At 64.6% G+C, this 23,545-nt stretch carries 17 protein-coding genes; 9 read left to right on the top strand and 8 right to left on the bottom strand.

The genetic code is table 11. The features are described from left to right. Positions 1-102: 102 nt before the first annotated feature. The 3 genes from ACDK93_RS01030 to ACDK93_RS01020 form a co-directional block, all read right to left on the bottom strand. Positions 103-699: an HAD family hydrolase gene (locus ACDK93_RS01030; RefSeq protein ID WP_458070733.1), complete on the bottom strand. Its 597-nt coding sequence runs from the start codon at positions 697-699 to the stop codon at positions 103-105. A gap of 226 nt (positions 700-925) precedes the next feature. Continuing rightward, positions 926-1,477 (bottom strand): DUF2059 domain-containing protein, encoded by a 552-nt coding sequence (locus ACDK93_RS01025; protein WP_458070732.1) that lies wholly within the window; start codon positions 1,475-1,477, stop codon positions 926-928. A 64-nt stretch (positions 1,478-1,541) separates the two neighbouring features. Continuing rightward, the gene (locus tag ACDK93_RS01020; protein ID WP_458070731.1) at positions 1,542-3,986 is read right to left on the bottom strand and encodes a S9 family peptidase; all 2,445 of its coding nucleotides are present in this window, start codon (positions 3,984-3,986) and stop codon (positions 1,542-1,544) included. A gap of 156 nt (positions 3,987-4,142) precedes the next feature. Here ACDK93_RS01020 and ACDK93_RS01015 point away from each other — a divergent pair, with 156 nt between their 5' ends. The 5 genes from ACDK93_RS01015 (at position 4,143) to ACDK93_RS00995 (ending at position 9,727) form a co-directional block, all read left to right on the top strand. After that, the gene (locus tag ACDK93_RS01015; RefSeq protein WP_458070730.1) at positions 4,143-6,314 is read left to right on the top strand and encodes a prolyl oligopeptidase family serine peptidase; all 2,172 of its coding nucleotides are present in this window, start codon (positions 4,143-4,145) and stop codon (positions 6,312-6,314) included. 89 nt (positions 6,315-6,403) lie between these two features. Next, positions 6,404-7,066, top strand: coding sequence for an alpha/beta hydrolase (locus ACDK93_RS01010; RefSeq protein ID WP_458070729.1), 663 nt, complete (start codon positions 6,404-6,406; stop codon positions 7,064-7,066). A gap of 173 nt (positions 7,067-7,239) precedes the next feature. Next, complete coding sequence (locus ACDK93_RS01005; RefSeq protein ID WP_458070728.1) at positions 7,240-8,340, top strand: sensor histidine kinase; 1,101 nt, start codon at positions 7,240-7,242, stop codon at positions 8,338-8,340. Further along, complete coding sequence (locus ACDK93_RS01000; RefSeq protein WP_458070727.1) at positions 8,318-9,022, top strand: LytR/AlgR family response regulator transcription factor; 705 nt, start codon at positions 8,318-8,320, stop codon at positions 9,020-9,022. Before ACDK93_RS01005 ends, ACDK93_RS01000 begins: the two co-directional genes overlap by 23 nt. Positions 9,023-9,088: 66 nt before the next feature. Beyond that, positions 9,089-9,727, top strand: coding sequence for a glutathione S-transferase (locus ACDK93_RS00995; RefSeq protein WP_458070726.1), 639 nt, complete (start codon positions 9,089-9,091; stop codon positions 9,725-9,727). A 430-nt stretch (positions 9,728-10,157) separates the two neighbouring features. Here ACDK93_RS00995 and gnd read toward each other — a convergent pair whose 3' ends face one another. The 3 genes from gnd to ACDK93_RS00980 all read right to left on the bottom strand — a co-directional run bounded on the left by gnd (position 10,158) and on the right by ACDK93_RS00980 (position 13,421). Next, positions 10,158-11,066, bottom strand: coding sequence for a phosphogluconate dehydrogenase (NAD(+)-dependent, decarboxylating) (gene gnd / locus ACDK93_RS00990; RefSeq protein ID WP_458070725.1), 909 nt, complete (start codon positions 11,064-11,066; stop codon positions 10,158-10,160). Positions 11,067-11,169: 103 nt separating this feature from the next. Further along, positions 11,170-12,696, bottom strand: a complete 1,527-nt coding sequence (locus tag ACDK93_RS00985; protein WP_458070724.1) for a mercuric reductase — start codon at positions 12,694-12,696, stop codon at positions 11,170-11,172. Then, positions 12,696-13,421 carry a glucoamylase family protein gene (locus ACDK93_RS00980; protein WP_458072311.1) on the bottom strand — a complete coding sequence of 242 codons (726 nt, stop codon included), beginning with the start codon at positions 13,419-13,421 and terminating at the stop codon, positions 12,696-12,698. Before ACDK93_RS00980 ends, ACDK93_RS00985 begins: the two co-directional genes overlap by 1 nt. A gap of 979 nt (positions 13,422-14,400) precedes the next feature. On the opposite strand from ACDK93_RS00980, the gene ACDK93_RS00975 reads away from it, so the two are divergent. Further along, a complete protein-coding gene (locus tag ACDK93_RS00975) occupies positions 14,401-18,270 on the top strand; it encodes a GH36-type glycosyl hydrolase domain-containing protein (protein WP_458070723.1) in 3,870 nt (1,289 codons plus the stop codon). A gap of 453 nt (positions 18,271-18,723) precedes the next feature. Here ACDK93_RS00975 and ntrC read toward each other — a convergent pair whose 3' ends face one another. Together ntrC and ACDK93_RS00965 are read right to left on the bottom strand one after the other, a co-directional pair. Next, positions 18,724-20,103 carry a nitrogen regulation protein NR(I) gene (ntrC, locus tag ACDK93_RS00970; RefSeq protein WP_458070722.1) on the bottom strand — a complete coding sequence of 460 codons (1,380 nt, stop codon included), beginning with the start codon at positions 20,101-20,103 and terminating at the stop codon, positions 18,724-18,726. Further along, complete coding sequence (locus tag ACDK93_RS00965; protein ID WP_458070721.1) at positions 20,096-21,103, bottom strand: two-component system sensor histidine kinase NtrB; 1,008 nt, start codon at positions 21,101-21,103, stop codon at positions 20,096-20,098. Before ACDK93_RS00965 ends, ntrC begins: the two co-directional genes overlap by 8 nt. Positions 21,104-21,674: 571 nt before the next feature. On the opposite strand from ACDK93_RS00965, the gene fnr reads away from it, so the two are divergent. The 3 genes from fnr to ACDK93_RS00950 all read left to right on the top strand — a co-directional run bounded on the left by fnr (position 21,675) and on the right by ACDK93_RS00950 (position 23,447). Further along, positions 21,675-22,445, top strand: coding sequence for a fumarate/nitrate reduction transcriptional regulator Fnr (fnr, locus tag ACDK93_RS00960; protein WP_184509232.1), 771 nt, complete (start codon positions 21,675-21,677; stop codon positions 22,443-22,445). A 119-nt stretch (positions 22,446-22,564) separates the two neighbouring features. Continuing rightward, positions 22,565-23,143 (top strand): N-acetyltransferase family protein, encoded by a 579-nt coding sequence (locus tag ACDK93_RS00955; RefSeq protein WP_458070720.1) that lies wholly within the window; start codon positions 22,565-22,567, stop codon positions 23,141-23,143. 82 nt (positions 23,144-23,225) lie between these two features. Then, positions 23,226-23,447 carry a hypothetical protein gene (locus ACDK93_RS00950; protein ID WP_458070719.1) on the top strand — a complete coding sequence of 74 codons (222 nt, stop codon included), beginning with the start codon at positions 23,226-23,228 and terminating at the stop codon, positions 23,445-23,447. Positions 23,448-23,545: the final 98 nt, after the last annotated feature.

Below are 23,545 nucleotides of genomic sequence, written 5' to 3'. Positions count from 1 at the left end.
ATGCCGATCCCCCTGCGGGCCTGTCGACCTAACCTCACCGCCGCACAGGGGTTTGGTAGAGCAAGAGCAGGCTCGCTTGCGCATCGCAGATGACCGCATAGCTCATTCAGGGCATTTTTCCCAGCGGAAATAACGCTCCGTGGCTAAGTTCAGCATGTCCATATCTTCTTTTGTATCTCCGTAGGCATACACATTGAGGAATTTCTCGAGATCGTATTTCTCTCGAATACGTCTGGACTTCTCCGCGTTGACGCATTGCGCTCCGCGGTATCGACCTGTCAGCGTGCCGACGACGACTTCCAACTGCGAACAGATGAGGTCCAGCTGATGTTGCGCGCACCAGGGCGATAGATAGACATCGAACGCGCCGGACACAATCACAACGACATCGCCCTGATTCTTGTGCCACTGAATTCTTTCAATCGCCGAGGGCCGCAGCAAATCCGGTAATACGTCTCGGGCAAACTCCTGCCCGGCCCGACGCACCTCATCCGCAGCTACGCCACGAAATGCAAACCGCGTAACTCGGGCGCGAATATCGCTGCCTGAGATGAAACCGAGCTTGTAGCCGAGAACTAGCGGGGCAAAAAGAACGTTTCCCACAGCGCGTTTTGCGGGCAGAACTGCGACACGCATGAAGCCCGGGAACGTTCCCCTTGTGGTGATCGTCCCGTCGAAATCAAAGAGTGCGAGATTCATCGACCGGTGATTCCTATCATGTACAAGCTGTCGACGATCAGCGCGGGGGAGAAAAGTCCACTGTCAAAGCGGCGTTTCGCCCGCCTGCGGAGGGCGAGCAACGTCTCTTTTGCTTTTCAACGGCGACGCAAGAGAGAGTGGCTCGACGTCCGTAGGAGGACGAAAGCTTGTATCGCTTCAAACGACATGAATACGATGCGGCCTGGAACGGCCTTCGCCGTCTTTGTTATTTAGCGACGCTTGTGGAGTTTGCCGGCGCTTGTGACTTATTTGCCTCGTACGCCTTCAGACGGGTCGTTGTCTCTTCTCCAATCTTCTGGATATCGGGCATCAGAACAGTCAATTTTTCCTGCGTCATTTGCATGGCCTGCTGCATCAGCATTGGCATCTTCACTACCACTGCCTGCCCGGATGGCGTTTTGTAGAAAGCCACCATGTCATTTACCTCTTTTTGCGACAGCGATTTTTTATAGATGGCCTCATACGTAGGCTCCATATTCTGCCAAGCCAATGCCCGTTGCATCAGTGCGTTCATCTTTGCAATTTGCTCGTCGATGATTTTTTGCTCTCCTGCATCGAGTTCCCTCCCCGCCAAGCTCTGTTGTACGGATTTGCGCAACAAGCCATCCATCTGCCCCATCATTCCGTCGAGCAGCTTGTGCGTCTGCATCACCTTAAACAGCTCTTGTATCGATGCGTCACTCGGCGGCGTATCGGCTGCGAAAACGGGGCTGGTCGTGAGAATTAGTGCAAGAAAACCTATCGTACGGATGCGCATCTTTCATCTCTCCTTGAAGTAGATATCGAAGTTTCAAGCATTTCGGTCTGAGCCGATTTTTGTATCAGTGACCCGGCGACGCCGATGAGGGCTTCAAATACGTCTCAAACAACTCATCGATTCGCCGATACTCGTCATGCCAATCGTCCGCATGGACAAACCCATGCCGCTCCAGCGGATACAGCGAGATCCAGAAATTCTTTTTGTGCAGTTCGATGAAGCGCTGATACAGGCGGATCGAATCGCTGGCCATCACGTTGTCGTCGATCAGGCCGTGTTCGATCAGCAGCGGATCGCGCAGCTGGTCGGCGTATTCGATCGGTGAGCTGGCCTTGTAGGCCGCGGGGTCGAGCTGCGGCGTGTTGAGGATGTCGGCGGTGTAGTCGTCGTTGTAGCTGGTCCAGTCGGAGACCGGGCGAAGCGCGGCGCCGGCGGCGAACTCGCCGGGTGCGCGCAGCAGGGCGATCTCGGTCATGAAGCCGCCGTAGCTGCCGCCATAGATGCCGACGCGCTTGGGATCGACGCTGTGATTTTTCACCAGCCACGCCTTGCCGTCGAGCAGGTCTTCCAGCTCGGGGTGGCCCATGTGCTGGTAGATCGCGGTGCGCCACGCGCGGCCGTAGCCTTCGGAGGCGCGGTAGTCCATGTCCAGCACCACGTAACCCTGCTGCACCAGCAGGTTGTGGAACATCTGTTCGCGGAAGTAGTAGGTCGACGACAGCGTGACGTTCTGCAGGTAGCCGGCGCCATGCACGAAGAACACCGCCGGACGCTTGGCCGCCTCGCTTTCGTCGGCCGGCCCGTAGTACTTCGCGTAGATCACGCCGGCGCCGTGACTGGAGGGAATCTCGACGATCTTCGGCGCGATCCAGGCATGCTCCGCGTAGGCCGGCTTGATGGTGTTGGTCAGGTCGTGACCGCCGCCACCGGCGGACGGCTGGACGGCCAATTGGGCAAAGACGTACGGAGACGAATGCAGCACGGCCAGCTGCCTGCCGTCGGGCGAGAGTTTGAAATCGTCCATGCCCTGGTACTGCGTGACGCGGGTCAGCGCACCGCCCTTCGCCGGCAGCCGGTAGACGTCGTAGCTGTAAGGCGCTACCTGGTTGGTGCGGACGTGGAACCACTGGCCGTCGTCGCTGAGCAGCGGATGGCTGACCTCGAACTTGCCGGTGGTCAGCGCGGTGGCCTTGCCGTCGAGCGGCTTGCTGTAGAGCTGCGAGTAGCCGGTGTGCTCGCTCAGATACCACAGCGTGCGGTTGTCCTTGAGCCAGCCGAAATCGTTGAAGTTCCAGTTGATCCACGCAGCGTCGGTGAGGCGCTGCTGGTTGACCAGCGTGTGCGTGCCGAAGTCGACGCTGGCGATCCAGCGATCCTTGTTGTCGTTGGCGCGCACCTGCACGGCGAGCTGGCTGCCGTCGTCGCTCCAGGCGATGCCGCCGCCACCGCCGTCTTCCGGGCTGCCGACCACGCGCACGCCGCGCACGTCGGGCGCCTTCAAGGCCTTGGCCTCGTCGGACTTGCCGGCTTTCTCCAGCGCGGCAACGGTCTGCGCGCGCAGCGCCTTCAGCGGATCGTCCTTGATGCCGGGCAGACCGTCGGTGGCCAGCGGGTAGCTCTGGTGCTGGCGCAGGTCGAGCAGCAGCAGCGACTGCGGCGCCGGATCGTTGTGGCCGACGTAGGTGCGCGCTTCCTTCGGCTCGGTGTAGCCGCTCTCGGTCACGTAGTGGTTGACCACCGGATGCTTGCCTTCGTCATACCCCTTCGGCGCGGTGACCACCAGCAGCCAGCGGCCATCGGGCGACAGCTCGGTGTCGACGGCCTCCGACTTGTCGCCGAGAAAGAAAGGCGCCGGCGCGCGGCCGGGATCGGCAGCGTCGAGCGCCTTATCTTCATCTTTCAGCGCCTGCTTGTCGGCCTTGATGTCGCGCAGGGTCTTGAACAGATGCAGCTGCAGGTCGCCCAGCTCGTCGGTTTTCTTGGCCTGCGGATCATCGGCGAATTTCAGCACCGCGGCGGTCGACGTGCCGCCGCTTGCGAGGTCATAGCTGTACCAGTCATTGCCGTCGCGAAACTGCAGCGCCCGACCGTCGGCGGAGAACTGGGGTGAGGACTCCTCCTGCGGCGTGCGCGTGACCTGGGTGCGCCGACCGCTGCCGATATCGACTACGAAAATATCGCCATGCATCACATATGCCGCATGCCGATGGGTGCGATCGAATACCGCTGGGCCTTCGGCCTGCGCCATCGCAGCGGGATCGAGCTTGGTGCTCTGCCCGCTGGCCGCATCGACGCGGTACAGATCGCGCACGGGGCTGCCGTCGCGTTTGAGCGAGTAATAAATGCTGCGGCCGTCTACGCTCCAGTACGGCATCTCGACCGGATGGCCGATCCAGTCCGGGTTGGCCATGATGGTTTCCAGGTCGAGCGCGCCACCGGCGGGCGGCGTAACGGCTGCGGCGGGCAGCACAGCAAAAGCGATAAGGCCGGCAAGCAGCAGTCGACGCATGGGGCAGTCTCCACGGAGGGCAACGATGAGAAAAATCAGCATAGCCGAGCGCGACGGCCATGCATGCCCACCCGTGCCAGAAGTCAGGGTCGACATCGCTGCACGCCAGGCGACGCCGCAGTACGCTGTGGCGTCTATGGTCACTGAGTAAAGGGCATGCGCCTGGTCTTCGTTCGCCTGATCGTTGTCTCCGCGGCGCTGTTCGGCGCAAGTTCGTGGTGCGCTGCGCAGGTGCAACCCGCCGCCGCTCCACCAGCGCGAGACGTGTCGCTAATCGACCACCGCCGACCGGTATCGATACCTCCCTCCACGCCGCAGGGCAAGGACGCCAGCGTGCTGCACGGCACGCGCGTCAATGATGCCTACCGCTGGCTGGAGAACGCCAACGATCCAACGGTGCAGCAATGGATTGCCGCACAAAACGCGCATACCGAAGCGGTGCTGGCCGCCATGCCGGACGGCAAGGCGATGACCGCGCGCGTGCAGCAGCCGGCGATCACCTCGACCACGCGTTCCGACCCGCTGCTGGCCCACGGCACGCTGTTCTACCTGCAGGAAACGCCGCCGCAACCGCAGCCGCTGCTGATGGCGCAGCCGTGGCCGAACGGCAAGCCGCGCGCGCTGGTCGATCTCAATGCCAACGGCGGCACCACCGCCATTACCAACTACTGGCCGTCGCCGCGGGCGCGCTATCTGGCCTACGGCACCGCCGAGGGCGGCAGCGAGCTGACCACCATCCATGTGCTGGATGTCGCCACCGGCAAGGTGCTGGCCGATGCGCTGCCCTGGGCCGGCGGCGGCACCACACCGCAGGGGCTGACCTGGGACGCCGACGAAAAAGGCTTTACCTACGTGCGCTTTGTGCCGCCGCAGGGCAAGGCCGAGGTCAGGCAGTTCGACGCCACTCTGGCGCATCACGCGCTGGGTCAGCCGGCGGCCAGCGACACCGTGGTATTCGGCCAGGGCTATTCGCGCGTGGCCGAATATCGCCTGCTCAGCTCGCCGGGCGCGCAGCAGCTCGCGGTGCTGGCCAACGTCGGCGACGGCGGCCCGGCCGAGGTGTATTTACGCGATGGCGCGCAGTGGAAAAAGATCGTCGGCGGTGAAGCGAATGTGCGCACGGCGGCGTGGATCGGCCAGCGGCTGTTCGTGGTGAGCTTTGCCGACGCGCCGCGCGGCAAGCTGCTGGCGGTCGACCCGCAGGGCGCCGTGAGCGAGGTGCTGGGGGAGCGCGAAGGCGCAATTCAGGGCGTGGAACCGATCGCCAGCGGATTCCTGGTGACGCGCAGTTGGGGGCCGGACTGGTGGGTGGAGCAGTACGACGGCAACGCCCGGTTCGTGCGTCGCCTGCCGCTGCCGGCCCACGGCATCGGCGTTGGCGCCATCGCTGCCGAGCCCGGCCAGAATCAGGCGCTGATCAGCTACGGCGGCTGGACCACGCCCTCGCGCTGGGCCGAATACGACGCGCACAGCGGCCGCCTGAAGACCGTATTTGAAGTGAAGCCCGCGGCCGATTATTCGAACATCGAAGTACAGCGTATCGACGGCCTCTCGCCCGACGGCAGCCATGTGCCGGTGACGGTGATCGCGATGCGCGGCATCACGCCGAACGGCAAGCGGCCGACCATACTTTACGGCTACGGCGGTTTCGGTATTCCGGTGGCGCCCGGTTTCGTCGGCGCCAAGCTCGCGTGGCTGGAACGCGGCGGGGTGCTGGCATACGCCAACATCCGCGGCGGCAACGAGTTCGGTGAAGCGTGGCATGCGCAGGGCCAGCAGCTGCACAAGCAGAACGTGTTCGACGATTTCCACGCGGCCGCGCTGGCGCTGTTCGACACGCAGTGGACCGACCGCGCGCACCTGGGCATTCTCGGCGGCAGCAACGGCGGGCTGCTGATGGGTGCGTCGCTGGTGCAGCATCCGGGGGACTATCGTGCGGTGGTGTCGATGGTCGGCATCTACGACGTGATCCGCCACGAAACCGATTTCGCCAACGGCGCGTACAATGTCAGCGAATACGGCACGGTCAGCGATCCGGCGCAGTTCAAGGCCACGCTGGCCTATTCGCCGCTGCAGAACGTGCAGCCGCATACCGCCTATCCCGCCGTGCTGATGACGACGGGCGCCAACGATCCGCGCGTGGCGCCGTGGCAGTCGCGCAAGTTCACCGCGGCGCTGCAGAACGCCACCACCTCGGACCGGCCGATCCTGCTGCTGACGCGCGTCAACGCCGGCCACGGCATCGGCGCGCCCTTCAGCCAGCGCGTCGGCGATACCGCGATCATGCTGACCTTTTTCGCGCAGGAACTGGGGCTCGAGGCGAAATAACAGGCAGGCGCCGATGCGCTGACGCATGGTTCGGACGACAGCGCGGCGGCTGCTACCATCGCGCTTTACTTTTCAAAAGTGCGCCGCCCATGCCGTTGCCGACCGTCGAACAGGAAACCGCCGCCAACCCGACCCATAGCGTGATTTGGCTGCATGGGCTGGGCGCTGACGGGCACGACTTTGCGCCGATCGTGCCGCAGCTGGTGGCGCCGGGCTGGCCGGCGCTGCGCTTTGTGTTTCCGCACGCGCCGGTGCGGCCGGTGACGATCAACAACGGCATGTCGATGCGCGCGTGGTACGACATTGCCGCGTTCGATCTCAACGCCAAACAGGACGAGGCCGGCATGCGCGCCTCGGTGGGCGAAGTGGAAACGTTGATCGCGCGCGAACACAGCCGCGGCGTACCGAGCGAACGTATTCTGCTGGCCGGCTTTTCGCAGGGCGGCGCCATCGCGCTGTCGGCGGGGCTGCGCCATGCACAGACGCTCGCCGGCATCATCGCGCTGTCGACCTATCTGCCGCTGCATACCACCCTGGCCGCCGAGCGCCACGCGTCGAATGCGGCGACGCCGATTTTCTGGGGGCACGGACTGGCCGATCCGGTGGTGGTGCTGCAGCGCGGCCTGGATTCGCGCGACCGGCTGCAGGCGCTGGGTTACCACGTCGACTGGCACACCTATCCGATGCTGCACGCCGTCAATCCGCAGGAGATCGCCGACCTGCGCGACTGGATCGGGCAGCGGGTAAAGTAGCCAGCGACGCTTTCCTGTCTCCGGGCTACCGATCGACGGAACGGCGGTTTTGCGCCACGAAAGCGACCGATCGAATGAGCCCATGGCCGGCAGGGTCAAGCCCTGCATCCGCGGCGCGTGCTGGATTCATCACCCCATCAAGCCGGCCACGCTCATGCGGCATACTTGCTTGCATGACGTTGCCCCCACTCGCCAGCCGCCCGCGCGAACGCGTCGAGCAGAGCCCGCTGCCGGACTTTTGCCGGTTGCCGGCGCTATTCGCGCTGATCGTGGTCGGGGCGCTCACGGTGACGGTGATGTGGCTGTCGCGCACCGGCCAGCGCGACTGGGCCAGCTACAGCGTCGGCATGCTGTTCGTGACGTGGCTGGCGCTGGTGATTGCCGTGGCGCTGTGCAAGCTGCGCACCCTGCTGCAGCGCCTGCCCGGGCACTTTCCCTATGCGGCGGTGTGGCTGCTGATCGTGCTGATCGTGCTGGCCGCCAGCAGCGTGGCCCACTGGCTCGATGTAGCGCTGCAAATGCAGCTGGGTACCGACAGCAGCGGCGTGTTTGTACGGGACAACGTGGCCATCGCGGCGCTGCTCGGCGCAGCGATGCTGCGCTATTTCTACGTGCAGGCGCAGTGGCAGGCGCGGCTGGCGGCCGTGACGCGCGCGCAGGTCGATGCGCTGCAGGCGCGCATCCGCCCGCACTTTCTTTTCAACAGCATGAATACGGTGGCGGCGCTGATCCGCGTCGACCCCGATGCGGCCGAGCGCACGGTGGAAGATCTGTCCGAACTGTTTCGCGCCGCGCTGGGCCAGCACAACAACGACGACGGCACGCTGGGCGACGAGCTGGCGCTGATCGAGCGCTATCTGGCGATAGAGCAGCTGCGCCTGGGCGATCGACTGCGCGTGCAGCGCGATATCGCCGCGCTACCGGAAAACTTTCCCCTGCCGCGCCTGCTGCTGCAGCCGCTGGTGGAGAACGCCGTGCGCCACGGCATCCAGCCGCTGGTCGGTGGTGGCGAGGTGACGCTGCGCGGCACGATCGATAAGCAGATGCTCATCGTTGAAATCATCAATCCGCTGCCGGAAACCGCCGCCGAACCGGGTAACGGCCACGGGTTGGACAATGTGCGCCAGCGCGTGGCCTATCGTTACGGGCCGCTGGCGCGCGTGGACGCCGGCGCACAGAGCGGACCCGACGGCGCGCGCTTCGTTGTAAAACTTTATCTCCCCATGCCTCAACCCTCCGAGCAAAGCCGCGATGCGCGTACTGATCGTCGATGACGAACCGCTGGCACGCGCGCGCATGGCCGCGCTGGTCGGCGAATGCGCCGGCACGGACATCGTCGGCAGCGTCGGCGACGGCGAAAGCGCGCTCGCAGCGATCGGCGAACAGCAGCCGGACATCCTGCTGCTGGACATCAACATGCCCGGACTCAACGGCACCGCGCTGGCCCAGCGCCTCGCCGGTCGCGCGCGGCCGCAGGTGATCTTCTGCACCGCTTACGAAGCGCACGCGCTGCAGGCATTCGAACTCGGCGCCGTCGATTACCTGCTCAAGCCCGTGCGGCTCGAACGCCTGCGCGATGCCCTGCAGCGCGCCGAACGCCGGCTCGCCGATCAAACCCGCGAGCCGACCAAATACCTGCACGGACGCCTGCGCGGTGAAGAAGTGCGCATTGCCCTCGACGAAGTGATCTACCTGCTCGCCGACGAAAAATACGTCGCCGTACAGCACCGTCGCGGCGAGCTGCTGATCGAAGAATCGCTGCGCCAGCTGGAAGAAACCTACCCGAACCAGCTCATCCGCCTGCACCGCAACTGCCTCGTGCCACCGGCGCGATTGCTGGGACTGAAAACCCTCGGCGACGGCCGCGTGCTCGCGCGTCTGGACGGCACGGAAATGAGCCCGGAAATCAGCCGGCGCAATCTGCCGGCGGTGAGAAGGCTTCTGCGATTGGGATGAGCGCGGGACGCTGCGCAAGACGAGCAGCTCTGTCATTTCCATTCTATACCTACGCAAAGGAATCCCATGAAACTGATCGGCATGCTCGACTCGCCCTACGTGCGCCGCGTGGCTATCTCGCTGCAGCTGCTTGGCATCCCCTTCGAGCACCAGTCGCTGTCGGTGTTCGGCGGCTTCGACGAGTTTCAGCGAATCAATCCGCTGGTGAAGGCGCCGACGCTGATCTGCGACGACGGCGAGGTGCTGATCGATTCAACGTTGATTCTGCAATATGCCGAGGTGATCGGAGGCTCGGGGAGGACTTTGATGCCGACAGACACCGACGAACTGCGGCATTCGCTGCGCCTCATCGGACTGGCGCTGGCCGCCTGCGAGAAAAGCGTGCAGATTGTTTATGAGCGCAAGCTTCGGCCGGCCGAAAAGCAGCACGCGCCGTGGGTGGAACGCGTTACCGGACAGCTACTGGCCGCTTACGATGCGCTTGAATCGTCCTTTCGGGATCGAACACCCGCCGTTACCGGCAGCACGATCGATCAGGCCGGCATCACCACCGCCGTTGCATGGAAATTCGCCCAGGAGATGGTGCCAGATGTCGTGCTGGCGGCTGACTATCCCGCGCTGCGCGCGTTCTCTGAAATGGCCGAGGCGCTGGCGGAGTTTGCCGCGGCGCCCTTCGGTCCCAGCACGTATCGCGGCGGGGTGTGACCCGCCCTGACCGTCGTTGCATCGGTGCGAGTGTGGAGATTGAGGCAGCGACGCAGGTTGGCGCTGAGCGTAGCGAAGCCCAACAAAAAGCCCCATAGGCACGAGGCGATCCGAATGACATCGCTTCGTACCCGTTGGGCTTCGCTTTGCTCAGCGCCAACCTACGTTTCGGCAGCGGCGTTTGCTCGGGGCCAACCGGCGTTGGATACCTTTAATTCGCAGAACGCGATGCGCTGAATTATCTGCACTGAAACAGCGATGCGGCATGACGTTCGCGTAGGTTGGCGCTGAGCGTAGCGAAGCCCAACAAAAAGCCCAACCGGCACGAGGCGATACATCATGACTTCGCTTCATACCTGTTGGGCTTCGCGTTGCTCAGCGCCAACCTGCGTTTTGACGCCGACGTGTGGTCGGCATCGGGCAAGTTTAATCAGCCTTCTTTCTTGATCTCGTGGCCGCCGAATTCGTTGCGCATCGACGCCAGCAGCTTGTCGGCGAAGGAGTCGTTATCGCGCGAGCGATAGCGTTCCATCAGGGACAGGGTGATGACCGGGGCGGATACGCTCAGCTCCATCGCCGCGTCGACCGTCCAGCGGCCTTCACCCGAATCGACCACGTACGGGGCGATGCCCTTCATGTCCGGGTTCTTGCCCAGCGCGTCGGTGGTGAGGTCGAGCAGCCACGAGCGCACCACGCTGCCGTAACGCCAGATTTCGCCGACCTGCTTCAGGTCGAGGCCAAATTCGGTCTTGTGCTTGAGGATGGAAAAGCCCTCGGCATACGCCTGCATCATGCCGTACTCGATACCGTTGTGGACCATCTTGGTGTAATGACCGGAGCTGACCGGACCGACGCGTCCCCAGCCCTTATCCTTGCCTGGCGCCAGCGTTTCGAAGATCGGCTTGATCGCATCGACGACTTTCTCGTCGCCGCCGACCATCATGCTGTAGCCCTCGGCCAGACCCCATACGCCGCCGCTGGTGCCGCAGTCGACGTAGTTGATCTTCTTGTCGACGTACGAGGCCGCGCGACGCTGCGTGTCTTTGTAATTGGAGTTGCCGCCGTCGATGACGGTGTCGCCTTCGGACAGCAGCTTGTACAGCGTGTCGACCGTGTCGTCGGTGATCTTGCCCGACGGCACCATCACCCATACCACGCGCGGCGCGGGCAGGGCCTTGACCAGCGCTTCGAGTGAATCGGCTTCGCCGGCGCCCTTGGACACCAGCAGCGTGCGTGCGTCGGCGTTCGGATCGAAGCCGATCACCTTGTGGCCGCCCTTGATCAGACGTTCCGCCATATTGGCGCCCATTTTGCCGAGACCCACCATGCCAAGTTCCATCGGATGTCCTTTACGTAATGCGTTGGGGAGAGGAAAAATTCGCGTTGCTACAGCGCGCAGTCTATTCACGCCGTCGATAAGCCGGCGTGATCGCAGAAACTTGCTACGTCGTGCGCGCCAGCCATTTCTGCAGGCGCGCACGCAGGCGTGAGGTGATGCGCGTGCGGCCGTACGCCTTGGCCGCCTCGCGGATCGCTTCGGCCTGTGTGGGATAGGCGTGGATCACCCGCGCCAGCGTGGTCAGGCCGATCTTGGCGACCATCGCCAGGGTGATCTCGTTGATCATCTCGCCGGCATGGCGCGCCACGATGGTGGCGCCGAGAATGGTATCGGTGCCCTCGCGCACGTGGATTTTGACGAAGCCGCCCTCTTCGCTATCGGCCACCGCGCGATCGATCTGGTGCATCGGCACCGTAAACGTCTTGATCGGAATGCCCATGAGGTTGGCCTCGCGCACGTACAGGCCGACGTGCGCAATTTCCGGATCGGTGTACGTGCACCACGGGATGACAAGTTCGCTCAGGCGCATGCGCCCGCGCATGAAGGCGTTGTTGACCACGATGCGCGCCGACGCGGCGGCGGTATCGGTGTACTGGTCTTCGAGACAGACGTCGCCGGCGGCGTAGACGCGCGGGTTGCTGGTGAGCAGGAAATCATCGACGGTGATGCCCTTCTTGGCATCGTACTTGATACCGGCCTTTTCCAGATCCAGTCCCTGCACGTTGGGCACGCGGCCCACGCCGGTGAGAATGGCGTCGACCTCGATCGTGCTTTTGTAATCGGCGCTGATCAGGTCGACCTGCTTGGCGCCGTTCTCCGTGCGCACGGCGGTGGCGGTGGTGTTGAGACGCACCTCGATGCCGTCGCGACCGAACGCGTCGGAGAGAATCTGCGCGGCGTCGCGCTCCTCGCGTTCGAGGAACAGCGGCTTGTCCTGCACGATGGTGACCTTGGAGCCGAGCTGGCGAAACGCCTGGGCCAGCTCGCAGCCCACCGGGCCGCCGCCGATCACCAGCAGCCGCTTGGGCAGCTCGGTGAGGTTGAACACGGTGGCATTGGTGAGAAAACCCGCCTCGCGCAGGCCCGGCACGTCGGGAATGTGCGGGCGCGTGCCGGTCGCGATCAGCGCCTTGCCGAAGCGCAGCGTGAGCTCGTTGACCATCAGCGTGTCGTCGCCGGTAAAGCGTACGTTGCCGAAAAACATGTCGACGCCAAGCTTGGCCATCTGCCGCACCGACGAGCCGCCGCTGAGATGGCTGCGGATGCGCCGCACCCGATCCATCACGGCGGTGAAGTCGACCTCGATGTTGTCCGCCTTGGCGCCGTAACGCGCCGCGTTGCGCATGTCGGCATACAGCCGCGCGGTGCGGATCAACGCCTTGGACGGCACGCAGCCGGTGTTGAGGCAGGTGCCGCCGATAAAGTGGCGCTCGATCAGCGCCACCTTCAGACCCATGGCGATGGCCAGCTCGGCCGCCGCGACGCCGGCCGAGCCGGCGCCGACGATTACCAGCTGATAGCGATCGGCCGGCTTGGGATTGGCCCAGGCCGCCGGATGCAGATCGGCGACGCGCTTGTCTTCCCAGGCGTCCTGCGGTGTGGTGATGGTGGCATCGAACGGCGGCGACATCAGCGTGCTCCTTCGGCCGCAGGGGCTTGCAGCCAGCCGCCGTCGAAGCCGGCCTGGCGCAGCCCGTCGGCTATGTATGGGTTGCTGCGCATCAGCTGCCAGATCAGGCCGCTGCGGTGGTTCTCGATCATCATCACCACGATGCCCTGATCGAGCCCGTAATAACCGTTGGAAATCCACGGCTGGCCGTCGACAGGCACCGAGGGGTTGAAGCTGCTGGCGAGGCGGTTGTCGACCATCATCTGCGGAAACCGCATCAGCATGTTGCGCATCGCTTCCATCACCAGCTCCGGCGCGAACGGCAGCGACGCCAGCACGGCCGGTGCGGACAGCGTGCCGTCGTCGGGGCCGTAGGGCACGCCGCGGCCTGCATAGCCGAACAGGCGGTGATCGGGACTGGTGGCGTCTGACTGTGCGTCGGTCGGACCATCGCAGGCAGACAGGCCCCAGCAGTTTTCGTCATAGCCGACGAACTCGTGCGGATTGAGCTGGGTGTAGCGGCGCTGGATATACACCGCGGCGCGGCTGTTCTCGAAGTAGTCGGAATCTTTTTCGCGCATGAACGGATCGCGGATGCCGCGCATGTCGACCCACGCATGCGAGAACTGATGCACGAACAGCGGGCCGGCGTAGAGATAGTCGTGGCCGTACAGGTTTTCCCACTGATACGTCGCGGTCCACGCCGTGTAGCAATCGGCCTTGATCGGGTGCGTGGGCGAGCCCATCGCCATGGCGTACAACACGATCGCCTCGCTGTAACCCTCCCAGCCGTAGTGCAGAAAAACCGCTCTCCGGTTTCCAGCCCTGCCGGATGGTGCCACCGCCGTCCTGCGACCACAGCCAGTCCACGCGGCGATAGAGAAAATCGACCAGCTCGCGCAGCTCAATTTCTTGCGGCGTGTCGGCGGTGAAGTACTGGCCCGCCGTCAGCGCGCCGGCGATCAGCAGCGCGGTGTCGATCATCGACAGCTCGGACTGCCACACCCGCGTGCCCTTTTTCATGTCCAGGAAGTGGTAGTAGAAGCCCTTGTAGCCGGTGGCATCGGGGGCGCCGCTCTGGTCGCTGTCACGGAAAAAGCGCAGCGCGGCCACGCTGAGTTTTATCGCGTCGGCGCGCTTCATCCAGCCCCGCTCCACGGCGATCGGATAGCACGACAGCGCAAAGCCCACCACGGCGATGCTGACCGGCGAGTTTTCCCGCGAGGTATCGGCCACCAGGCCGTTGTCCGGATTCACCGTGTCAAGAAAGTAGCCAAACGCCGCCTGCTGCAGCTGGTCCAACATCGCCTCATCCGTGAGCGTGGGTAACTGGGTCATTGCGTGGGATTCCGGCAAGCCAATAATCTGTTGTCGCTGATGCATCCATCGACCACGGCGCGCTTACTGCGTTCGACACGCTGTGGACGGGTGCATTTTGCAGCATGCCATTTTGCATCGTCTCGTGCCGACGCGTCGGCGGCGTGGTTTGGGTGGCGAACAAGCCCATGATCATGCGCTTGGGTGCATGTAATGCGTGTAAAACCGCGGCGCCCGTCGATATCGCTGCGTGGACTGAGCGTTTCCGATCCAGTGCCAATGACGCATCGTCGCCGCTTCGACCGTCACGGTCGCCGCGGACTTCACGCGATGTTAGCCCGCTGCGGACGTACGCTACGCCGGTTGCGGCACCCCGTACCCGCCGATCGCGCAGGAGTTCCATCGCCCATGTCATCCCGCTCAACCTCCCAGCCGCGCACCGCGCCGCGCGCGCACCTTCTTTCGAACGGCAACTACAGCGTGATGCTGAACGTACACGGCTCCGGCTACAGCCAGTGGCACGACATGGCGGTGACGCGCTGGCGCGAGGACGCCACGCGCGATCCCTGGGGCAGCTACCTTTTGCTGCGCGACGAGGACAGCAGCGCACTGTGGTCGCCCACCCAGCAGCCGTGCGGCAACGGCAGCGCCGAGGACACGGCGGCTTTTGCGCCGGGTCGCGCCACCTTTGACCGCCACTACGACGGCATCCACAGCAAACTCGACGTCGCCGTGGCCAGCGATGCCGACGTCGAGTTGCGCCGTCTGACCCTGACCAACAGCGGCAGAAAGCCGCGCACGCTCTCGGTCACCGCCTATGCCGAAGTGGTGATCGGCCCGATCGGCGCGGACAACGCGCACCCGGCGTTCTCCAAGATGTTCGTGCAGACCGACTGGGATGCATCGAATCATCTGCTGCTGGCCACGCGCCGCCGCCGCGCCACCAGCGAGGCCAAGGTATGGGCCGCCCAGGCGCTGCAGATCGAAGGCCAGCCGGCCACCGCCGAATTCGACACCGACCGTTCGCGCTTTATCGGCCGCTGCCGCACGCTGCACAACGCGCAGGCGATGCAGAGCGGCGCCCACCTGTCCGGCACCACCGGCTGCGTGCTCGATCCGGTGTTCGCCCTGCGTCAGCATGTGACGCTGGAGCCCGGCAGCAGCGTCACCCTGCTGCTGTGGACGCAGCTGGCCGACTCGCGCGAAGGCGTGCAGGCGCTGGCCTCGCGCGTAAGTGACGCCAAGGCCGCCGACGCGTTGTTCGACGGCGCGAGCAAACGCGCCGAGGCCGAGCAGCAGCGCCTCGCCATCGACGATGCGAAGGTGTCGCGCTTTGCCCACTGGATGTCTGCCCTGCTCAGCAGCGATGCCTCGCAGCGCGCGGCGCCAGCCGCCCTTGTGCGCGGCCGCGGCGGCCCGCCGACGCTGTGGGGCGCCGGCATTTCGGGCGATCGCCCGATCGTGCTGCTGCGGCTGGAAAACGACGCGTCGCTGGTGCAGGTGCAGGACCTGCTGCTGGCGCAAACGCTGTGGCGCAGCCAGCGCCTGGCCGTCGACGTCGTAGTGTTGAACGCCGCGAAAGACGCCGACGCCTTGCAGGGCAAACTCGATCCGCTGATCGGCGCGCAGCAAGCGCTGCTGAAGCAGGACAGCGCCGCGCCCAAGGCCGAAGCGTTCTGTTTGAAGGACAGTGCGATCGACGACAACCTGCGCAACGGCCTGCTGACGGTGGCGCGCGTGGTGCTGGGCGACAAGATCGCCGGCGATAGCGACGCCGCAGCAGCGCCTGCACGGTCGGGGTCCGCCGCTGCCGCTATTCGCGCCAGCCAGCCGATCACCGCGACCAGCACGCCGTCGACGCTGGAGTTCGCCAACGGCCACGGTGGCTTCGTCGATGGCGGCCGCGCGTATCGCATCGACCTTGATCCGCAGCGTCCCACGCCGGCACCGTGGGTCAACGTGATCGCGAACCCGAACTTCGGCTTTATCGTCTCGGCCGAGGGCGGCGGCTACGCCTGGTCGCTCAACAGCCAGCAGAATCCGCTGACGCCGTGGCCGAACGATCCAGTCAGCGACAGCCCGCACGACGTTCTGTATCTGCGCGACGAAGAAAGCCGCGACGTGTGGAGCGCCACCGCCCTGCCCGTGCGCGTGGTCGACGCGAACTATTCCGTGACGCACGGCAAGGGCTGGACGCGCTTCGTCAACGACGCGCACGGTATCGGAACCGAGTTGACCCAGTGCGTGCCGACCGTCGATTCGATCAAGCTGTCGCGGCTGCGCCTGAGCAACCACTCCGGCCGCACGCGCCGCCTTTCCGTCACCGGCTATGTCGAATGGGCGCTGGGTTCGAACGGCACCACGCCCGCGCCGTTCGTGGTCACCGCGCGCGACGACGCGACCGGCGCCTTGTTTGCGCGCAACGCCTGGCGCAGCGATTTCGGCGACCGCGTGGCGTTTATCGATCTCGGCGGCCAGCAGCAGTCTTTCAGCGGCGACCGCACCGAGTTTCTCGGCGAACTCGGTGCCGTCGACAACCCGGCCGCGCTGAGCAGCAGCGCGCCGCTGTCGGGCCGCGTGGGCGCCGGACTCGATCCCTGCGGCGCCTTGCAAACCACCGTCGAACTGCCGGCCGATACGCAAATCGATATCGTCTTCGCGCTGGGCGATGCCGCCTCCGAAGCGGATGCGCAGGCGCTGGTGAAGCGCTATCGCGGCGTCGACATCGACAGCGTGCTGGCCGACGTCGGCGCGCAATGGAACGGCCTGCTCGACACGGTGCAGGTAAAAACCCCCGATCGCGCGATGGACGTGATGCTCAACCACTGGCTGCCGTATCAGGTGCTGGTCAGCCGCGTGTGGGCGCGCACGGCCTACTACCAGGCCAGCGGTGCCTACGGTTTCCGTGACCAGCTGCAGGACGTGATGGCGCTGTGCGTGAGCCGCCCCGACCTGGCGCGCGAGCATCTGCTGCGCGCCGCTGGCCGCCAGTTTGCCGAAGGCGACGTGCAGCACTGGTGGCTGCCGCCCGGTGGTCAGGGCATTCGCACCAAGATACGCGATGACCGTCTGTGGCTGTCCTACGTCGCCACGCACTACGTCGACGTCACCGGCGACGAGGCCGTGCTGGACGAGCTGCTGCCCTTCCTCAAGGGCGATGCCATTCCCGACGGCGCCAGCGACGCGTTTTTCCTGCCGTCGCCGTCGGATGAAAAAGTCTCGGTGTACGAACACTGCGCGCGCGGCATCGACTCCAGCCTGACCCAGGGCGCGCACGGCCTGCCGCTGATGGGCACCGGCGACTGGAACGACGGCATGAACGCGGTGGGCGAAGCCGGCCGCGGCGAAAGCAGCTGGCTGGCGTGGCTGGCGATTGCGGCGATCGGCCTGTTTGCACCACGCGCCGAACTGCGCGGTGAAACCGAGCGGGCCAAACGCTGGCGCGATTACGCCGACAAGATGCGCGGCGCGCTGGAAGACGCCTGGGACGGCGAGTGGTACCGCCGCGGCTACTACGACAACGGTGCGCCTCTGGGCTCGCGCGACAGCGACGAGTGCCAGATCGATACCATCGCGCAGTCGTGGAGCGTCATCGCCGGCGCACCGAACCGCGCGCACGCCGAGCAGGCGATGGCCTCGGTCGACAAGCTGCTGGTCGATCACCCGAACAAGATCGCCAAGCTGTTCACCCCGCCGTTCGATCACGGCAAGGAAAACCCCGGCTACATCAAGGGCTATCCGCCGGGCGTGCGCGAGAACGGCGGCCAATACACGCACGGCGCCACCTGGTCGATCTTCGCCTGGGCCGGCCTCGGCGACGGCGATCGCGCCACTGCGCAGTTCGATCTGCTCAACCCGATCCGCCACAGCGAAAACGCCGACGCCATCGCCCGCTACAAAGTCGAACCCTACGCCGCCTGCGCCGACGTCTACTCCGTCGATCCACACGTCGGCCGCGGCGGCTGGACCTGGTACACCGGCTCCGCCGCCTGGCTTTACCGCGGCGGCATCGAAGCCGTGCTCGGCTTCCACAAACACGGCGACCGCCTGCAGATCGACCCCAGCATCCCCAAGCACTGGCCCGGCTTCGAGATCGCCTACCAGCACCGCGGCAAATCCGGCGCCATCACCCATTACGAGATTACGGTGCAGAACCCCGACAAGGTCAGCCACGGCGTCAAGCAAATCCATTTAGACGGCCAAACGCTGCCGGCCGACCAATCCGTGGTGCTGGCTGACGATGGCCAAACTCACACGTTACATATCGTTTTGGGTTAGAGAAAATGGCGTACAGCAACGTGCCCTGCCCGGCACGTTGATCGCAGCGACGCTATTTCCAACCCCTGTGCGGCGGTGAGCTGAGGCCGACAGGCCCGCAGGGTGATCGGCAGGACGCCGATCACTTTTCGCCGGTGCATGGATGCGCCGTCGAAAAGCCCGGCCTCAGCTCACGGACTTGGCGGGCAAAGCCCGGCAAGCGCCAAGTGGGATGTCGTTTTCTCTTGGGTACTTTTCTTTTACTCCGGGCTTACGCCCATCGCCCTTCGGGCCAGCTTCGCTGTTCACGCACGCTACCGCGTACGTGTGGACAAGCAAAAGAGAAGTACCTCGCCCTCCGCAGGAGGGCGAAAGCTCTAAGAATCAGGATATTCGCAGAGCCCTACGCTCACAAAAATATCGAGAGCTCCCTCTCCCCAACCCTCTCCCCGCGGGGAGAGGGGGCAACAGCCATCAACTCCGCCGCGTCCTCGACGCCCCCAACTTCCGCGTCAATGTATTCCTCCCCATCCCGAGCGCCAGCGCGGCATTCTGCCGATGCCCCGCGCTGCTTTGCATCGCCGCCTGCAGCAACGTCTGATCCAGCGCATCGCGCGCGCGCGCATGGATGTCCTTCTCGTCGTTGGCCAGCGCTGAAGATGCCCATTCTCGCAGCGCGTCCGTCCACTCACCGGCGGCCGGCTGTCCGCTGACCTCGCCCAGATCCGCCGGAAGAATTTCCGCGCCACGCGCCATCACCGCCATGCGGCGGCAGAGATTTTCCAGCTCACGCACGTTGCCCGGAAAGTCACGCTGCGCGATCGCCTTCAGCGCCGCTTTCGAAAAGCGCTTGGGCGCAAGTTTCAATTCTTGTGCGGCGCTGGCCAGAAAATGCTGGGCCAGAATCGGGATGTCCGCGCGGCGCGTGCGCAGCGGCGGCAACTCGATGCGCACCACGTCGAGTCGGTGCATCAGGTCGGCGCGAAACTGCCCGACGGCCACGCGCGTAGCCAGATCCTGATGCGTGGCCGCGACGATGCGCACGTTTCCGCGAATCAGCTCGCGCCCGCCGACGCGATAGAATTCGCCGCCGGCCAGCACGCGCAGCAGCCGCGTCTGCAGCACCAGCGGCATGTCGCCAATCTCGTCGAGAAACAGCGTGCCACCCTCGGCCTGTTCGAACCGACCCGATACCCGCCGCACCGCGCCGGTAAACGCGCCGGCCTCGTGCCCGAACAGCTCGCTTTCCAGCAGCTCGCTGGGAATCGCCGCGGTGTTCAAGGCCACGAACGGTTTGCCGCGCCGCGCGCTTTCCTCATGCAGCGCGCGCGCGACCAGCTCCTTGCCGGTGCCGGTTTCGCCGGTGACCAGCACATTGAGATCGCTGGCCGCGATGCGGCCGATCAGCCGGAATACCTCGCGCATGGGCGCGCTCTCGCCAATCAGTGCGTGATTGGCGACGCTGGTTATCTGCGGCGGCGCGGCGGGAGACTGCACGCTTTCCAGCGCGCGCTGCACGGCGGCGACCGCCTGATCGAGGTCGAAGGGCTTTGCCAGATAATCTACGGCGCCGGCGCGATACGCCGCCGCTGTCGTTGCCACGTCGGTGTAAGCGCTCATCACGATCACCGGTGCCAAACCCTGCTTTTGCATATTTTCGAGCAGCTGCAGGCCGTCTTCCCCCGGCATGCGCACATCGGTCACCAGCAGCGCGGGACGCGACTCCCGCAAGGCTTCGCGTACGGCGCCGACGTCGCCAAATTCGCGCACTGCCAGACCGGCGTCGCGCAGGGCTTCGGCCAGCACGAAGCGCACGCCGCGATCGTCGTCGGCAATCCAGATTTCATCAGTCATGTATGCGTTCCAGCGGGAGATACAAAGAGAACACGGTTTCGCCCGGCCGGCTGACATAGCGCAGTTCGCCGCCGTGTTCGCGCGCGATTTCTCGGGACAGGGCCAGGCCCAGGCCGCTGCCGTCTGCCCGGCCGGATACTAGCGGTTGAAACAACGTATCGCGCAGCGACGCCGGCACGCCGGGGCCGTCGTCGATCACATCGATGCGCAGCGCCATGCGCAGCACCCGGTCGCCCCAGCGCAGGCCGTGATCGACGCGCGTGCGCAGCGTCAGCGTTTTGGCGCCGGCCTCCTGCGCGTTGCGCGCGAGGTTGAGCAGGATCTGCTGCAGGCGATCGGCGTCGCCGAGCAGATCCGGCACGCTCGGGTCGTAGTCGTACTTCAACTGCAGCGGCTGCGGCTGGGCTCGCAGCAGATCGGCAAGTCGCTCGAGCAGGTGATGGATGTTCACCGCACCAAACTGCGGCGCGCCGTCGTGATGCAACAGCCGATTGGCCAGCGCCGCCAGCCGATCGGCCTCGTCGATGATCAGGCCGGCCAGCGACTGCAGATCGTCCGTGCCGACCCGACGCTGCAGCAGCTGGGCCGCACCGCGCAAACCGGCCAGCGGATTCTTCACCTCGTGTGCAAAACCGCGCAGCGTCGCGGACAGCGGCGAACCGCTGGCGGCCGGTTCGGCCAATGCGTGCACCTCGAGCAGCAAACCCGCCTCGAACGGCTGGATCGCGATATCGACCAGCGTTTCGCGCCCCACCGCGGTGAACAGCGTCAGCCCACGCAGCTGCAGCGGACGCTGCTGTACCAGCACCCGCGCCGCCAGCGCCAACGATTCCGGCTCACGCAGCAGTAGCGCCAACGGCTGGCCGACCGCACTGCGCGGGCCTAATTCGATCCACTCCGCCAGCGCGCGATTGATCCACAGCAGGCGCAGCTCCGCATCGACCAACACCAGCCCGGTCCTCATCTGCTCCGCCCATGTCTGCCACGCCGCCTTGTTCATTGCACCATGATGGGCAATGCGTAGGATTGGTGCAATTGAGCTGCACAACGGCGCAACCTCGCAGGGCGCTTGTCGGGAACCTTTAAAGGTGTCGCAGTCACCTAAACCGCTGCACGACAGGCAGATCTTTTTGTTGTGCGGCGCTTACGATTTATGAGCGCTCAAAACAGTCTCCGATGGGTGCGACCGCATCGTCTTCGCCCCCTGTGTCCGGCGAATTAGCTCGGACTTTCTTTATTTCTAGGCGTTGCGGTTCGAGATAGGCTCTGAGAGCTTGTCGGGCCGAGCGGAAAAGAATGGCTGCTCAGACGCGATCCTAGGCGACAGGCAGCGCGCCATTCTTTCTGGATAGACGCCGCATTTCCCATGCGCTATTTGATCCTGATCAACACGGGAGTCGCGGCAGTCGGTTAGCCTCGGCCTGCCGATTCGAGCCGGTTGAACACTCGCGTCTGTCCCTGGCGCGCGATTCCACCCCTCCGATCGTCACAACCTTACAGCGGAAGGTGTCGGTGCTATGGTGGATCTGCTTTTCCGATCCTTGGATCACACACATGCCGCAGAACGGGCCATGAAACGCAGTGCCCTGCCTTTTGATCCGATCGATCTGCATCAGCTCAAGCGCAGCTGCGGCCACTGCGCGCTCAGTGAACTTTGCCTGCCGGCGGGAATCAATCAGGCCGATCTGGAACGCCTGGACACGGCGGTGCGCGATAAGCGGGTGCTCGAACGTGGCGACCATCTGTATCGCCAGGGCGATGCGTTTCACTCGCTGTACGTCGTGCGATCGGGCTCGCTCAAGACCGTGGTGGAAAGCGACGAGGGCGACGCCCAGATACTGGGCTTTCATTTGCCCGGCGAATTGATCGGGGTCGACGCCCTGGCGAACGATCATCATCTTTGTGCCGCCGAAGCCTTGGAGCGCACCAGCGTCTGCGAGCTGCCGTACACACAGCTGCAGCAGGTGATGACCGAGGTGCCATCGCTGCAGCGCCAGCTGATGCGCGTGGTCAGCCGGGAGGTGGTCGCCGAACAGCGCCATCTGGTGATGATGGGGCGCCAGCAGGCGCAGGAACGCCTGGCCATTTTTCTGCGCAGCCTCTCGGAACGCTATGGCCGCCTGTCGCGCGACACCGTGACATTGACGCTGACGATGTCGCGCTACGACATCGCCAATTATCTCGGCCTGGTGGTCGAAACGGTGAGCCGACTGTTTACCCGGATGGAGGCTGCCGGCGTGCTGGCGGTGAGTCGCAAGACCGTTTCCATCCTCAAGCCCGACTTGCTCGCGGCCATGTGCGGCACCCAGGACAGCGGCAAAAAAGAACCGACACGGCGATAGGCGATATCGCTTTTTTGATTGATCTGGGTCAATGAAGCGATCGGTAGAGCGGGTAGAACGGTAATCCGGGAAAGACCAGAGAGCGCTCTGGTTTCGACTCGATGAACCGGAGTATGCCCATGTCGCCTTCCACGATACGCGAACAGACCGCCGCGCCGCACGAGTTTCCCGTCGTACCCGACGATCACTGGGTCGAACGGCTGCACGACGGAAGCTATGTGCTTATTCGTCAATTGCGCCAGGAAGATCGCGCGCGCGAGATCGAATTCATCCGTCGGCTCTCGCCCGAGTCGCGCAGGGCGCGCTTTCTCAGCGAGTTTCGCGAACCTAGCCCGGCACTTGTCGATCAGATGATGACCGTCGACGGCGATCGATCGGCCGCGTTTGTCGCGTTGGTGCATGACGACGGCACGCTGCGCGAAATCGGTATCAGTCGCTACGGTGCCACCTCCGATCCTGACACGTGCGAATGCGCGATCAGCATTGCCGACGACTGGCAGCGCCGCGGCCTGGGCACGATTTTGATGCGTCGGGCGATGGGCATGGCGCTGCGCCATGGATATCGCAGGATGATTTCTCTCGATGCCGCGTCGAACGACGCCATGCACCACTTTACGCATCGGCTCGGCTTTTCGCGGTGCACCGACCCCGACGACGGCACGCAGGTGATTCACTCGATCGACCTCGTCGGAGCATGATGCCATGAGCTTTCCGCTACCGCCTCGGCATCGGCTCCCTGCGGAATCGCCCTGCCGTTCCTGCGTTCCGGCATGGACGGACGTGCTGGCCCTGGTCACCGACTGTGAGCCATGGAGCCGGGCGGTGGGGGTCGGTGACCATCTCGCCGCCGGTCAGGCGTTGATTCGGGAAGCACAGGACAACAACGCAAGCCTGCTGTTGATGGGTGCCTACAGCCACTCGCGCATGCGCGAGCCCATTGACGGCGGGGCCACGCGACATGTCTTGGCCCACTCCACGCCGCCGATCTTTTTACAGCACTGAATGCGTGCGCCGACCTCGATTCAAACGGACGACTGCCGATAACGCGCCGCGAGATTGAACCACCCCGATCGTCTACCGATTTTCCCGAAGGAGTACAC

The organism is Rhodanobacter sp. BL-MT-08 (assembly GCF_054161255.1).
This window is presented reverse-complemented; position numbering and strand designations above follow the sequence as displayed.